16 protein-coding genes are annotated in these 15,009 nt (G+C 43.3%); all 16 read left to right on the plus strand.

All coding sequences use genetic code 11. The features are described from left to right. Positions 1–62 precede the first annotated feature (62 nt). On the plus strand, positions 63–2,078 hold the full coding sequence (gene csrD / locus AB4185_RS11715) for an RNase E specificity factor CsrD (protein ID WP_372135482.1): 2,016 nt from the start codon (positions 63–65) through the stop codon (positions 2,076–2,078). Positions 2,079–2,080: 2 nt separating this feature from the next. Next, positions 2,081–3,523 (plus strand): MSHA biogenesis protein MshI, encoded by a 1,443-nt coding sequence (locus AB4185_RS11720; protein ID WP_372135483.1) that lies wholly within the window; start codon positions 2,081–2,083, stop codon positions 3,521–3,523. Further along, positions 3,523–4,170: a type 4a pilus biogenesis protein PilO gene (gene pilO / locus AB4185_RS11725; RefSeq protein ID WP_017061345.1), complete on the plus strand. Its 648-nt coding sequence runs from the start codon at positions 3,523–3,525 to the stop codon at positions 4,168–4,170. The genes AB4185_RS11720 and pilO overlap by 1 nt, the downstream gene beginning before the upstream one ends. Continuing rightward, on the plus strand, positions 4,163–4,495 hold the full coding sequence (locus AB4185_RS11730; RefSeq protein ID WP_372135484.1) for an MSHA biogenesis protein MshK: 333 nt from the start codon (positions 4,163–4,165) through the stop codon (positions 4,493–4,495). Before pilO ends, AB4185_RS11730 begins: the two co-directional genes overlap by 8 nt. A gap of 15 nt (positions 4,496–4,510) precedes the next feature. Beyond that, a complete protein-coding gene (mshL, locus tag AB4185_RS11735; RefSeq protein ID WP_017065932.1) occupies positions 4,511–6,148 on the plus strand; it encodes a pilus (MSHA type) biogenesis protein MshL in 1,638 nt (545 codons plus the stop codon). 53 nt (positions 6,149–6,201) lie between these two features. Beyond that, positions 6,202–7,041, plus strand: a complete 840-nt coding sequence (locus tag AB4185_RS11740) for an ExeA family protein (RefSeq protein WP_017061348.1) — start codon at positions 6,202–6,204, stop codon at positions 7,039–7,041. 2 nt (positions 7,042–7,043) lie between these two features. Next, positions 7,044–8,219 (plus strand): lipopolysaccharide assembly protein LapB, encoded by a 1,176-nt coding sequence (locus AB4185_RS11745; protein WP_017061349.1) that lies wholly within the window; start codon positions 7,044–7,046, stop codon positions 8,217–8,219. Beyond that, positions 8,209–9,933: a GspE/PulE family protein gene (locus AB4185_RS11750; RefSeq protein ID WP_229648290.1), complete on the plus strand. Its 1,725-nt coding sequence runs from the start codon at positions 8,209–8,211 to the stop codon at positions 9,931–9,933. The genes AB4185_RS11745 and AB4185_RS11750 overlap by 11 nt, the downstream gene beginning before the upstream one ends. A gap of 12 nt (positions 9,934–9,945) precedes the next feature. Beyond that, entirely contained in the window at positions 9,946–11,169 is a 1,224-nt protein-coding gene (locus AB4185_RS11755) for a type II secretion system F family protein (protein WP_017061351.1), read from the plus strand. Between the two features lie 3 nt (positions 11,170–11,172). Continuing rightward, the gene (locus tag AB4185_RS11760) at positions 11,173–11,628 is read left to right on the plus strand and encodes an MSHA biogenesis protein MshF (protein ID WP_372135485.1); all 456 of its coding nucleotides are present in this window, start codon (positions 11,173–11,175) and stop codon (positions 11,626–11,628) included. Between the two features lie 79 nt (positions 11,629–11,707). Beyond that, entirely contained in the window at positions 11,708–12,283 is a 576-nt protein-coding gene (locus AB4185_RS11765) for a prepilin-type N-terminal cleavage/methylation domain-containing protein (protein ID WP_372135486.1), read from the plus strand. A 33-nt stretch (positions 12,284–12,316) separates the two neighbouring features. Continuing rightward, on the plus strand, positions 12,317–12,793 hold the full coding sequence (locus AB4185_RS11770) for a type II secretion system protein (protein ID WP_108167446.1): 477 nt from the start codon (positions 12,317–12,319) through the stop codon (positions 12,791–12,793). 144 nt (positions 12,794–12,937) lie between these two features. Further along, positions 12,938–13,444 (plus strand): prepilin-type N-terminal cleavage/methylation domain-containing protein, encoded by a 507-nt coding sequence (locus tag AB4185_RS11775; RefSeq protein WP_372135487.1) that lies wholly within the window; start codon positions 12,938–12,940, stop codon positions 13,442–13,444. After that, positions 13,444–13,833, plus strand: coding sequence for a prepilin-type N-terminal cleavage/methylation domain-containing protein (locus AB4185_RS11780; RefSeq protein WP_016790948.1), 390 nt, complete (start codon positions 13,444–13,446; stop codon positions 13,831–13,833). Before AB4185_RS11775 ends, AB4185_RS11780 begins: the two co-directional genes overlap by 1 nt. Next, positions 13,833–14,576, plus strand: a complete 744-nt coding sequence (locus AB4185_RS11785; protein WP_017066956.1) for a PilW family protein — start codon at positions 13,833–13,835, stop codon at positions 14,574–14,576. Before AB4185_RS11780 ends, AB4185_RS11785 begins: the two co-directional genes overlap by 1 nt. Further along, positions 14,566–15,009: a hypothetical protein gene (locus AB4185_RS11790; RefSeq protein WP_029235849.1), complete on the plus strand. Its 444-nt coding sequence runs from the start codon at positions 14,566–14,568 to the stop codon at positions 15,007–15,009. The genes AB4185_RS11785 and AB4185_RS11790 overlap by 11 nt, the downstream gene beginning before the upstream one ends.

Here is a 15,009-nt window from a genome sequence, read left to right on the forward strand (position 1 = left end):
CGTCAATTTATAGTATAAGTAGCAATACGGTATAATGTGAGTTGAAAAGGATTTCGTTATTCATGAGATATACCCCGACACTAAAATTGAGCACTCGATTGGTCGCATTTGTCACCGTGATAGTGATCAGCGCTATGTTCATTCTTTTTATTGGTGGCACACTTTCCTTTAAGCGTATTGGACAGGAATATTTAGACCATTATTTGGTTGGCATTGTCGACGTTGTAGATAAAGAGATGGAAGACCCTGACGCCGCGTATTCAATGCAGCGTTGGATGCCTAAGATGTTGCAGGCGAGCAATATTGTTGAGATGAAACTCTCGAACAAGACCGGCATCGTTTATCGTTTCAAAGATACCTCCCCACAAATTGACCCCAATCGTCTTTATGAGAAAAGCTTCATTTTAGAGCGTAATGAAGGCTACCGAATCGAATTTAAAGCACTTCCTCCTTATATTGGCTACAACTACTCAATGGAAGCGATGTGGTCAATTACTTTGGCTGTCGCATTGGTTCTGTTCTGTCTTGCTCGCGGTGTTCGTTGGTTGAAAGAACAACTCATGGGTTCTGAAATCTTGGAAGAGCGAGGAAGAATGATCTTGGCCGGTCAGGTTGAAGCTCATGCAAAGGGAGATGAGCGAGAGTGGCCTTATACCGCAAGCGAAGCCTTAGATGTATTGATTGAAGAGCTACAAGATGCTCGTCAAGAACGAAGTCGCTTTGATACCTTTATTCGTACCCATACTTTCCTAGATAAACTCACGGGAACGGCAAACCGAGTTTTATTCGATAATAAGCTGGAATCGGCACTGCATGAAAGTGGTGCTCGAGGCGGTGTGTTACTGATACGTATCGACGAATGGGAGCAAGTTAGTGATGCTAACGATAAGCAAACCACAGACGGCTTTATTATTGAAGTCGGTGAAGTACTGTCGAATATCGTTCAACGCTATCCCGATGTCATTTTTTCTCGCTATTACGAAGCGGACTTTGCTGTATTTATCCCTCATCAGGGCGCAAAAGATATTGCGACCTTGGCTGCTCAGTGTTTAAGGCAGTTAGATAAGCTAACTCCGCCAGAGCCTTTAGAGTCGGATAACTGGTGTCATATTGGTGTGACCATGTATACCGAAGGTGAGCGTCATAGCCAGATCATGGATGAAACGGAAACGGCACTAAAGAGTGCTCAGTTAGAGCGTATTAATAACTGGAGCCGTTACCCGAAAGAGAATAAGAATGAGCTTGATAGAGGCAGTGTTCGTTGGAGAACATTACTTGATAAAGCGCTGCTTCCTGAAAATTTAGTAATCTTTGCTCAGCGGTGTTATCTTATGCCGGAATCTGGTCAAGTTAATGAATTACATAGAGAAATATTTACTAGAATTCAGGATCCTGACAAAGGTTTATTGAAATCGTCTCGATTTATGCCTGCGGTAGAGCAAGTGGGTTATCAAGCTCAAATGGACCAATCGGTTCTAAAGGTTGTGTTGAAATCGTTGAAAGAATCAACTCAACCTATCAACTATTCAGTGAATCTGAATGTTACCCCGTTTGCTAATAAACAGCACTTTAAGTGGTTTAGGAGTGAGTTGTTACAGCTCTCTGCTCAACACCGCTCTCAGCTTGCGTTTGAGTTTCCAGAAGGGCACTTGATTGCTCATCTTGATTATATGAGACCGGTGGCAAAGATGTTGCGAGGTTTAGGGTGTAAAGTTGTGGTTGGCCAAGCTGGGCGAACCATTGTTAGCACTCACTATATAAAGGATTTGAAGGTTAATTATATTAAGCTTCATCGAAGCCTAATAAAGAAAATCGATCAAAGGCATGAGAACCAACTGTTTGTCCGAAGCTTAATTGGGGCATGCGGTGACTCCCCAACTCAAGTTATTGCCGTTGGAGTCGAGACAGAACAAGAAAAGAACACCTTGATAGAGTTAGGCATTAACGGCTATCAAGGGAGATATTTCGACGAAGAACAACAAATTATCCCTTTGCCTAATCAAGCTGAAAAGGTCGCGAAAGCGGAATCTGTTGTGAAAGTTGGACGAAGAAATCGATGGCGTAAGAGTAGTAGTTAACAATGAATTTTAAAGCGATTTTAGACAAGATAAAGCCAACGAATAATAAAGACAGCTCTCAAGTTGTCATGTTAGGCAACGATGCCATTTATATTTCATCGACAGAACAAGAACCTCAAGTAACCAGCATTCCCGTGGTTAATGGGGACTGGGAGAGTGCGCTAAAAAAATCGCTTAGCAGTGAGGCGTTTACCAGTAATAGCCTCCAGCTGATTGTCTGTGCTAACTACTACCAAACCTACCAAATTGATAAACCGGACATTCCAGAGAGTGAATGGTCGGTTGCCTTGCCTTTTTTACTCAAAGATCTTGTCTCTGAAAGAGTGACTGAAATTATCGCGAGTGCAGTCGCGTTACCGACGTCGAATAAGCTGCAAGTGTATGTTCTGCCTAAAAAGCTGTTGGACAAGCTTTTGAATATCACTAATTCGGCTCAGGTTGAATTAATAGGTGTTGCTCCTGAAGATGAAATCTGGGGTTACAGTGCAGGCGAACTGTCTAATTTCATTCTTTTACAACGTAGCGTCAATTCACACTTTAAATTGGGTGCGTTTGTCGAAAATACCGTTTGTTTTCAAAGAACCATCCGCAGTGTTGTGCCACCTTTAACGGGTGTTGCGTCAAGTGCTCTGCAGTTAGATGGCCTCGCTTTAGAGCTTCAACGCTCGATTGATTACCTTTCTTCTCAAATTAAAGGCACCCAGCTTCACCAGCTTAAAATCTGTTGTGACGAAGAAGATGAAGCAGAGTTACAAAGTGCCTTAAACAGTACATTGAGCTCGACAGTTTCACTGTTGGTTGAAGGTGAGCGTGATAATTCAGAGAGTTTGTTGCTTAAACTTGCAGCTGAAAAAGAGACGTTTAAGGTCAATCTTTACCCTGAACACCTTAAGCCTAAAAAAGAATATTTTACGCTGACCAATGTTGTTGCGAGCTGGGGAGTAATTTGTGTTTTGATGCTTGGTGGTTACTTCGCAATGCAGTATCAAGTTTCTAATCTAGATAAAGAGCTAACATCCCTGCAACAAGACTCGAATCAACTTAACAAGCAAGTTAACCAATTGAATAGTAAGTTAACTCAGCATAAACCGTCTCCAGAGAAAGTCGCGGCGGTTGCGCGTCTCAAACGTGAGACTGAGGCTAAAAAAGAGGCTTTGAAGGCTGTTGGACAATACGACGAATCCCAACAAGTCGGGTATTCTGGCGTCATGAATTCCTTAGCTAAATTAGGCCGAAATGACATTTCTCTTTCGCACATCTACATGACCCACGATACTTTAGATCTTAGTGGCTTGGCTCGTAACGCAAATGTCGTTCCGAACTGGATTGGTCAGTTTAAAAGTGAGCTTAATTTAGTCGGACGCACTTTTGAAAAACTAAAAATTGGCCGTAATGATCAGGATGTGGTGACGTTTGAGCTAAGTACTCGTCGGGAGAGTAAATAATGCAGCAGTGGAACCAGCTGAGCGATAAGTTTCTTGCATTAAGTCAAAGAGAAAAATGGCTACTTTTTGTGTGTGGTTTTGTTGGCCTATCGATGTTGTTGTTCACCTTATTGGTTGAGCCTGCGTATCTCGATCTACAAGCTAAAAATGCCAAGGCGAGCAGCCTGACTCAATCGAATCAAAGGCAGCAAGGTGAGTTACTTGTTCTGCAAGCTCAGTTAAACAAAGACCCAGACAAAGAAATTAATCGAGAGTACAAAAAGCTGCTGGTGGAGAGCCAAGATCTCTCTCTTCAGCTTTCTCAGATTGTTGATGGATTAATCACACCTTCTCAAATGTCGCAGTTACTGGAGAGCGTTCTTAACGCCGGTAATGGACTAAAGCTTGAATCGCTAGAGTCATTAAAACCAGAAGCGATTTCGAACAATAAAGAGACCAGCGAATATTCAGGCTACTTTCTTCACCCTGTAAGAATGGAGCTAACCGGCAGTTACTTTGATATCTCAGCTTACCTTCAAGCACTTGAGTCTCTACCTGTGAGTTACTACTGGCGCACATTTGAATACTCAGTAGAAGAATATCCTAAAGCTCGACTGGTGTTCGAGGTTTACACATTAGGTACTAGACAGGAGTTTATCGGTGGTTAGAACTCTTTTGTTGTCCTTGCTATTTAGTAGCTCTTTTGTGTGGGCTGAGCAAGATCCCACGGCGCCATTAGGCTGGCTTTCACCTCAACAGAAAACGGCGCCTGCTAAGAAAGCACCAACTCGTTATCGCTTGCCTTCTTTAGAAAGCATCGTGTGTAAGGGAGATACGCCTTGCTATGCGATTATGAATGGTCAGATTCTCGGACAAGGGGAAACGATCAGAGGGTACCGAGTTAAGAACATAGATTCAGAATACGTCACTCTGCAGAGAAGCTCTAAGCAGTGGAAATTAGAGATGTTCTCTTTAGATGTTAAGAATAATTAAGGTTAGAGTGAAGACATGCGTAAACTTGTAGTAGCAATCCTAGTGTCATCTTTAGTCGGCTGTTCGATGGGGCATAGAGATCCTGTTGAGATTAAAGAGTCTTTAAACGAATCAATTAATGAAGCCAATAGCAGAGCGCTTCATGAGCTGCCTTCGTCGGTTCAAGATGACCTTATGCCTCAGCTTAATTCTGACTCGATGTCTCCGGGGATGGAAACGGTTAAGCGTTTTCGTATTCAGGCAAAAGGCGTTGAAGCGAGAACTTTTTTTGCCAGCTTAGTGAAAGGTACGGAATATAGTGCGGCTATTCACCCAAGTGTGTCTGGAAACCTTACGCTTAATCTAACGGACGTGACGTTAGATGAGGTACTGGCTGTTGCTCAAGATATGTATGGCTACGATATTGAAAAGCGTGGCAAAGTGATTCAAGTTTATCCTGCCGGTCTTCGCACCGTAACGATCCCTGTCGATTACTTACAAGTTAAGCGTTCTGGTCGCTCACTAACGACGATCACCACCGGCACGATCTCTAACTCAGATTCGAATTCATCGAGCTCTTCAAACTCGAACTCAAACTCGTCAAATTCATCTAACTCTTCTAATTCATCAAACTCGACATCGAATGGTGGTACAGAGATTGAAACGACCTCTGAAAGTGATTTTTGGCCACAGCTTGAAGCGGCGGTTGCTCACTTAATTGGCTCGGGCGATGGGCAAAGCGTTGTCGTGACCCCGCAAGCGAGTGTGATTACAGTGCGTGCTTACCCTGACGAAATTCGTGAGGTTCGAGAGTTCTTAGGTATTTCTCAAAAACGCCTGCAGCGTCAAGTTATCCTAGAAGCCAAAATCATGGAAGTAACCTTGAGTGATGGTTACCAACAAGGTATTAGCTGGTCTAATTTATCTAAGTCGATTGGCAGCGGCGGTGTGGTAATTGATCGACCTGGTGGAACTTTGCCTCCATTAGATGCGATCAGCTCTTTGTTAGGCGGGCAAACCAACGTAACGATCTCAGATGGCAGTTTTGAAGCGGTATTGAGCTTTATGGATACTCAAGGTGACCTGAACGTTCTATCAAGCCCACGAGTCACAGCTGCAAACAACCAGAAAGCGGTTATCAAAGTGGGTACTGACGAATACTACGTGACGGATTTATCTAGCGCGGTAGGCAGTGGTGACAACGCGAACGTCGCACCTGAGGTTGAGTTAACTCCGTTCTTTTCGGGTATCTCCTTAGATGTGACCCCTCAGATAGATGATAAAGGTAGCGTATTCTTACATGTTCACCCAGCCGTTATTGAGGTCGAGGAAGAAGTGAAAGAGCTCAACCTTGGTTCTACAACGGGTGTGGTGCAGCTTCCTTTGGCGAAAAGCTCTATTCGTGAGTCTGACTCAGTGATTCGAGCTCGAGATGGCGATGTGGTTGTTATTGGTGGTTTGATGAAATCCAACACCAGTGATGTGACTTCTAAAGTTCCATTCCTCGGTGATATTCCAGCCTTAGGTCATTTGTTCCGTAATACCAATCAGTTAACGCAAAAAACTGAGCTCGTGATCTTGCTTAAGCCAACGATCGTGGGTGTGAATACTTGGCAAAATGAGTTGGAGCGTTCACGTGATCTTCTTCAGCAGTGGTTCCCTGATGAAGAGTAATTGCTTACTTTCTCAATATAGAGTGGCAGTGTCTCACTAAGCTAGGTCGTCGTATGTATCAAGCTCACTTTGGTTTTGAACAACTGCCATTTACCTTAACGCCGAATACCGATTTCTTCTATGGTTTAGCGCCTCATTTCGAAGCGATTCAGACGGTAATCTCGGCGTTGGAAATGGGCGAGGGCGTGATTAAGGTGACCGGAGAGGTAGGCACTGGAAAAACCATGGTTTGCCGGATGTTGGTCAATCACCTACATGACTGTACAGCTCTGATCTACTTACCAAACCCTGTGTTATCAGGGGCAGACTTGCGCCAGGCGGTTGCAACAGAGCTTGGTTTAGCTGTCGATAATGAAGCAACCTTGGTTGATAACATTCAGCATAAGCTCATTGAATTGCACAATTCTGGTTTAAGAGTGGTGGCTATTCTTGATGAAGCTCAGGCTCTATCGGATGAAGCGCTCGAAACATTAAGGTTGTTTGGTAACCTTGAAACGGAAGATAAAAAACTGCTGCAGATTGTTCTATTAGGTCAGCCAGAATTGGATGCTCGATTAGAGGCTTATCACCTAAGGCAGTTTCGCCAAAGAATCACATTTAGTTCGACACTGAGGCCGCTGAATCTCGATGAAACGGTGGCTTATATTGATAATCGAATCGCTAAATCTGGTGGCAGTCCTGAGTTATTCAGCTTGAATCAAAAAAAGGCGATCTGTCGTTCGTCGTTAGGTATCCCTAGATTGATAAACCAACTTTGCCATAAGGCTCTATTGCTTTCGTTCAGTGAAGATAAGAAAAGTATCGACAACCAACATCTTTTTTCAGCTATGCATGAAACGTACGATGTGTGTAAGCCTAAATTTAAAACGCCAATACTGTGGGGTTGGAATTAATTATGAGCGTCATTAACAACGCCTTGTCTGAATTGGCAAAGAAAAAGTCAGCGACTTCGATTGAAGCCGCAGTCGTACCTAAAGTAAAAACGCGTTCCCCCCTAGTTTGGGTTGTTGCAGGTTTTACTTTGAGCTTAGCGATGGGCGGTTGGGCGATATCGCAAGGCCCTGTGATTGATCAGTCTATTGTTGAGCAGTCAATCTCAACTCGAGATTTACAGGTTCAAGTCTCTGTCGTTGATGATTCAAATGGCATTCAGGAAGTTGCTCAACCTATCTCATCGCCAACTAAGAAATTGGTGACACTAGACTCTGCGATCCTTTCAACAGAAAACACTGCGATGGCAAAAAGCGCTCAATCTAAGCCTAGTGTTTCCGAATCAGTTGTTATGTCTGCCCCAAAAGCGACAAAACAACAAACACCGGCTAAACCTCTAAGCACGCCTAAAACGATTAGGACTGACATCCCCCAACCAGTTTACGTTGCTAGTGTGGCCAAAAAAGATCCTGCGTCTATCTCTAATGAGCCTGTAGCCTCTGGTGATTCAGAAAATAGCGGAATGTTGATCGAACAGGTTGAGTTAACTCCGGAACAGCTATCTGTGAATGCTCAAGGTCGAGCTCAGAAAGCGCTTGATGCGAACGATCTTACTGGTGCGTTGAAGGGCTACACTGAAGCTCTACGCTACACGCCACGAAATGAAGATGTCCGTCAGAAACTTGCGATTCTCTATTTTGGTAAAGGCGATACTCGCAAAGCCTATGAGCTTTATCAGTCTGGAATTAAGCTCAACATCAACAGTGAAAAATTGCGATTAGGGTTATCTAAACTGCTGGTTAAAGCGAATCAATCAGAAGCGGCGCTGAGCCCTTTAGTACACATGCCTCCGCATCCAACTCAAGAGTATCTAGCAATGCGTGCGGCGTTGAGCCAAAAATCACAGCAAGAAGAAATCGCACTCGAGAGTTATCAAAAGTTGGTTGAGGTCGATTCAGATAACGCTCGCTGGTGGTTGGGCTTAGCGATTCAGCAAGAACGCCAGTTAGACTTCGCTGCAGCAAAACAATCATATCAAGGTGCGTTGACTAGAGTCGGTATCTCATCTCAATCACAAAGCTTTGTACGTGACCGGTTAAAAATACTCAATGCTTTAGAGGAGAGCGGCGATGCAAATTAGATTAAGAAAAAGACTTGGTGATTTGCTTGTCGAAGAAGGCATTATCACTGAGGCTCAAGTTGAACAAGCACTGGCCGCTCAGAAAAGTACTGGGCGTAAGCTGGGTGATGCGCTAATCGAGCTTGGCTTCTTGTCAGAACAGCAAATGCTGAGCTTTTTGTCGCAGCAGTTAGCGATTCCTCTTATTGATTTAAGCCGAGCCGTTGTCGATGTTGAAGCGGTACAGCTTTTGCCAGAAGTACATGCTCGTCGCCTTCGTGCCTTAGTGATTGGGCGCCAAGGTGACACTTTACGTGTTGCTATGAGTGACCCAGCCGATCTGTTTGCCCAAGAGTCTTTGCTTGGTCAGCTCGGCGATTACGCGCTGGAATTCGTTGTTGCTCAAGAAAGGCAATTGGTTGATGGCTTCGATCGCTATTATCGAAGAACCAAAGAGATCGCCTCGTTTGCAGAACAGCTTCACGCTGAACACCAAGTTAATGATGCCTTTGATTTCGATATCGCTGAAGAAGATAGTGATGAAGTTACCGTCGTTAAGCTGATCAACTCGCTATTTGAAGATGCTATTCAGGTTGGTGCTTCGGATATTCATATCGAGCCAGATTCAAACGTATTGCGTCTTCGTCAGCGTATTGATGGCGTACTGCATGAAACATTGCTGAATGAAGTGAATATCGCTTCTGCACTTGTACTGCGCTTGAAGCTGATGGCAAACCTCGATATTTCAGAGAAACGTCTTCCTCAAGATGGTCGCTTTAATATCCGATCTAAAGGTCAGTCGGTTGATATTCGTATGTCGACCATGCCAGTACAGCACGGTGAATCAGTGGTTATGCGTCTTCTTAACCAGTCAGCAGGCCTACGTAAACTAGAAGAGTCGGGCATACCGAGTGATCTGTTGGTTCGTCTGCGTCAACAATTGCGCCGTCCACATGGCATGATTTTGGTTACCGGACCAACCGGCTCAGGTAAAACAACAACCTTATACGGCGCGTTAAGTGAATTAAACGAACCGGGTAAAAAGATCATTACTGCGGAAGACCCGGTGGAATACCGCCTACCTCGTGTGAATCAAGTTCAGGTAAACCCTAAGATCAATCTCGATTTCTCTACTATCTTGAGAACCTTTCTACGTCAGGATCCCGATATTATTCTTATCGGTGAGATGCGTGACCACGAAACCGTTGAGATAGGCTTGAGAGCTGCACTGACCGGCCACTTAGTATTAAGTACGTTACATACCAATGATGCGGTAGACAGCGCGTTGCGTATGATGGATATGGGTGCTCCGGGTTACTTGGTCGCGAGCGCTGTTCGAGCAGTAGTCGCACAGCGATTAGTTCGTAAAGTGTGTACAGATTGTAAGGTTGAGGATGAGTTAGATGAACCTCGCAAGCAATGGCTGAGCGTCCGTTTCCCTAACCAAGTAGGTGTGCCGTTTATGAAAGGCCGTGGTTGCCAGAACTGTAACTTAACCGGTTACCGCGGGCGAATTGGTGTATTTGAAATGTTGGAGCTAGAGCAAAACATGATGGATGCACTGAGAGCTAATGATGCGGTAGGTTTTGCTCAAAAGGCGAGACAGTCTGAAAACTATAAACCGTTATTGGCTTCTGCGATGGAATTGGCTCTGCAAGGTGTCGTGAGTCTTGATGAGATAATGCATCTTGGCGAAGGTGATGCGTCCGGTGCCACTGACCCAATTTATCTGTAGGGGTAGAATGATATGCCAACGTATCGTTATGTAGGTCGCAGCTCTGATGGTAGTCAAGTAAGTGGGCAATTAGACGCGAATAACGAAGATCTTGCTGCTGAAAGCTTGATGAGTAAAGGGATCATTCCAACCTCTATCAAACTGGGCAAAAGTGGTGGTTCAGTCTTAGATATGGATGTATCGAGTCTGTTCTTTCCGAGTGTACCGTTAGAGGTGTTGGTTCTGTTTTGTCGACAGTTATACAGCCTAACCAAAGCGGGTGTACCACTATTAAGATCGATGAAAGGCCTCACTCAAAACTGCGAAAATAAGCAGCTGAAAGCCGCCTTGGAAGAGGTGGTTGCTGAGCTAACCAATGGTCGCGGCTTAGCGGCGTCAATGCAGATGCACCCAAAGGTATTCAGTCCGTTGTTTGTCTCGATGATTGGCGTTGGTGAAAACACAGGCCGTCTAGATCAGGCTTTACTGCAATTAGCTGGATATTACGAACAAGAAGTTGAGACTCGCAAACGAATTAAGACTGCGATGCGTTACCCAACATTCGTGATCAGTTTTATCTTGATTGCAATGTTCATTCTTAACATCAAGGTTATTCCACAGTTCTCAAGCATGTTTGCGCGCTTTGGTGTCGACTTGCCGCTGCCTACTCGTATCTTGATTGGTATGTCTGAGTTCTTTGTGAATTACTGGGGCTTAATGCTTGGAGTGATCTTTGGTCTTATCTTCGCTTTTAAAGCTTGGGTGAAGACAGACAAAGGCTTGGAAAAGTGGGATCGATTACGCTTAAAAATGCCGGTCATTGGCGGGGTAGTGAATCGAGCACTGTTGTCACGCTTCTCGCGTACTTTTGCTTTGATGCTTAAAGCGGGTGTTCCACTGAACCAGTCGCTAGCGCTTTCGGCGGAAGCTTTAGATAACCGTTTTCTAGAGTTGCGAGTTCAAGCCATGAAATCGGCCATTGAAGCCGGTAGTACGGTTTCGTCGACCGCGATTAACAGCGAAATTTTCACACCGCTCGTGATACAAATGATCTCCGTCGGTGAAGAGACGGGTCGTATTGATGAGCTATTACTTGAAGTGGCTGATTTTTATGACCGCGAAGTCGATTACGATCTGAAAACCTTAACCGCCAGAATTGAACCCATTTTGTTAACCATCGTTGCAGGCATGGTGCTGATTTTGGCGCTAGGTATCTTCTTGCCGATGTGGGGAATGTTGGATGCGATCAAAGGCTAGGGAATGCTAAATAACCTACAACGCTCACGTTTTGTTATTTGGACAGTGGTTATTCTTTTTCTTATTGTCGGTGTGCTTTCGGCATTCAAAACGGTAGAAGAAGAAGCGACTAACACGGCATTTATCGTCGCGAGCAAGCGAATTTTAGAGCAAGCAAACCTGTTCAAACAACAGTATTTGTTATCGAGTGCTGAGCAAGACAATGGCTCGGAACATCTTAAAAGTTATAGCCGAACAGGCTGGATAATGCCGATTCAAGGAGATGAGCGAGACTGTCATTATTGGCTTGAGGAATTATACCCTCAAGATAGTATTTTAGGGCTCAGTTCACCGAGTGTTGAAGATAAAAGTGATAACATACAGTTTCATTGTCGTTATCATTATAGTGATAAGTATCAGATAGATATATTACTCAAGAAAGAAAGGTTTAGTGTGAAAGCCAATATTTTGGCTTTGTGAAAATATTGACAGTTTTTGTATGGTTTTATACGTGCGCGAATGTATAATGCGCGTTAATAATTAGATGAGTAGGTAGAAAATGCTTAAGAATCAAAAGGGTTTCTCCCTTGTCGAATTAGTCATAGTGATCGTGGTCGTTGGTTTATTGGCGGTAGCTGCTTTACCCCGCTTCCTCGACGTGACAGATGAGGCTAAAAAATCAAGCATTGAAGGTGTCGCTGGTGGTTTTGCAACCGCCGTTTTGTCGGCACGAGCACAATGGGAAGCTGAAGCTAGACCATCTGAGAAGATTGGTGTTGAAACATACAATACTGTAAATTATGATGGTGTTGATTTTTGGTTAACAAGATCAAAGAACAGTAACAATGTCGATACCGATTTTAGAGACGGCTATCCATGGACTCTGAACAACGATTCGAGCACTGCACCACAAGACATTTCAGATAAAACCTGTTCTGAGTTGATGAAAAACTTGCTGCAAAATCCACCTAAAGTTGGTGCGGTTTCAGCTGTTGCTAGTGGCTCAAATTACAAATATTCAGCGCAAGCGAATTCAGGTGATGCAACGTGTACTTACGTTCAATTAGAAGGTAGTACCGAGCACAAATTTGTTTACGAAATTAAAACTGGTCGTGTGACCGTAACTTTGCAGTAAGTCTGCGTAAAATTAAACATAGAGAGCTTAACTATGAAAAGACAAGGCGGTTTCACCCTAATCGAACTAGTGGTTGTAATTGTTATTCTAGGTATTCTTGCTGTAACTGCGGCACCACGTTTCCTAAACCTGCAAGATGATGCTAAAAATGCAACGCTTGAAGGCTTAAAAGGTTCAATTCAAGGTGCATCTGGTATTATTTACGGTAAATCAGCCATTGCAGGTATCGAGTCAAATACATCTGGAGCTGTTAGTGCCGGTACTACAACAATTAATGTAGCATTTGGTTACCCTGAAGCATCGTCTACAGCTATTGCTGCAATCGTTCAAGGCATTGGTACTAATGAAGACTTTACGTTTATTAAAGATGTTACAGCGGGCACTGTTGTAACGTTTGGTATTAAAGATTACACAACCAGTTGTGTAAAATATACTGAGGCTAAAGATAAAAATACAGCGCCTGTAATTGTTGTAACAGACACTGTTACGGAATGTACTGTAGCCCCATAACTTGACTAGATTTTTCTAGGCCAGCACGAGTGCTGGCCTTTTTTCTATCCAAAGCACATAAATATCAAAACTATTCATATACATAAGAGCGTAAGCTTCGTTATCTTGTATAATCAGTGTTCGCTAGTCAGTTAGAGGCTCATTATGGATAACAGCCCCACACCCAAAGGCTTTACTCTGGTAGAGCTGATCATCGTTATCATTATTCTTGCTATCGTATCTATTACCGCTGTATCACGTATGTCCGGTCGAAGTAGCTTTGAACTTTATGCCTTACAAGATCAAGTCATTTCAGTTGTTAGGCAGGTTCAAGTCAACCGCATGCAATCCAACCTTGATTCGTCATCTCCTTTAGACCAAGATAATTTTCAACTCGTGGCTGATGGAAATTGTCTTGGTTCATCTAATGCGTGCTCATCCGACGAAGAGTCAGTTTCGCGAAGTGATCGTGTGTTGGAACATGGGTACTTATTTCGCTACCAACCTGATCTTACAGATAACACCCTGGAATTTGACCTTTTAGGAAATCCTACCCTAGCAGCTTCGGCTGGAGTAGGTATAGAGATCAGTGAACAAGCAAACTCAGAAAACCGAGTTTGGGTTTGTATTAATGAGCAAGGCTTTGTTTCTGCTGAAGTGGGAAGGTGTTGATGGTGAAAAACAATGTAAAAGGATTCACTTTAATAGAATCAGTGATTGTAATCGTCTTACTGGGTTTTGCGGCGCTTACATTATCCTCTTTTTTAGCTCCACAATCTGCCCAATCTAGCGATGCAAACTACTACAATCGAGCTTCAGCATTAGGTAGTAGTGTTATGTCTAGGTTACTTGCTCAAAGCTATACGGATATTGATACGTTTGATGGTGAAACGGATCTAAGCAACTTGATTAAAGATGCATCTACCTACATAAACTTTCAAGTTGAGGTTTCTATAGACCCAGTATCAGGCGCGAGTAGTAATCTTAAATCTGTCATTGTCGAAGTTACTTCAAGCTCGCAGCCAACAGTGTCCTTTAATGCTTTTAAGGGGAACTATTGATGCGAATGAAAGGCTTTACATTGATCGAGTTGATTCTAGCCATCGTTGTATCTAGCATTCTGTTGCTCGGTTTAGCTAATTTCACGGAAGTGGGTGTAAAAGGTTATTTTAGTACGGTAGAACGTTATCGCTTACAAACTGAAGCCAATTTTGTTATTGAAAAAATATCACGTGAGATGAGGCATGCAGTACCAAACCTATTCCCCTCAGCAGTATCTAGCGGTTGTGTCTCTTTTTACCCAATCGTAGACTCTGGTTTCTATGTGGTATCAGGGGCAGATATTAATTTTTTAGTAGGCGATTCAGATAGTGATATTCAATCACTGAAAAACTTATCAATGGTTATTAACCCAACGCGCCCTTACGAAGAAATTAATAATATCGATAATGTATTCTCATTAACTAATATCAGCCAAGTTACAGGAACAAATGTCTCAGGAGCTGCATTTACTTTGGTCGATCAGGCTAGTGATTTGGTCGGAGGGTCTGTGAGTAATCGGCATTATATTTTTGACGATGATAATCCTGTTGAATACTGTCTTTCTGGCGATGATTTTTTAACAAGAGCCAATGGTGGAGCGCCAGTTACCATTAGTGATAAATTAAATGTTGCTAAAAGCTCCCTTTTATATTCTCCGGCTACGGTTCAGCAAAATGGAATTGTAGATCTAACCTTTACATTTACTGTTAATGGTGAAACCACGACCTTTGAACAAGAAGTGCAGGTGCTCAATGTCCCGTAGTTATCAACAGCGTGGTAGCGCACTTATAATAGTTATTTTTGTCATCGTTATTGTTGGGTTTCTCGCGACAAGTTTAACGCGTACCAGTTGGTCAACTCACGATACCAATACCCGCTCAGTATTGGGCACTCAGGCATGGCTATTAAGCCATTCTGTTAATGAGTATGTAATGACTCAGTTTTATCCGAGCCTTGACCCACTTGCCTCTTCTGCTGTTTCCGCCGCGTGTACTAACCTAGAGCCACTTGGTGTAGTTTCTGAAGCTAAATCTTTGATATCCAGAGTACCAATGAACTGCTCTCTTAATAGTTTAGAGTGCTCAAGTCGTGGTGAATTAGGTGGTTTTGTTTTTTATGTTTTAGAGTCTTCGGTTGTTTGTGGTTCAGGTATCAATCAAGTACAGCGTATTCAAGAAGTTTGGGTGAGGGAATAA

Origin of the sequence: Vibrio sp. 10N.286.48.F5 (genome assembly GCF_041469785.1) — a bacterium.
GTDB classification, from domain to species: domain Bacteria; phylum Pseudomonadota; class Gammaproteobacteria; order Enterobacterales; family Vibrionaceae; genus Vibrio; species Vibrio crassostreae_C.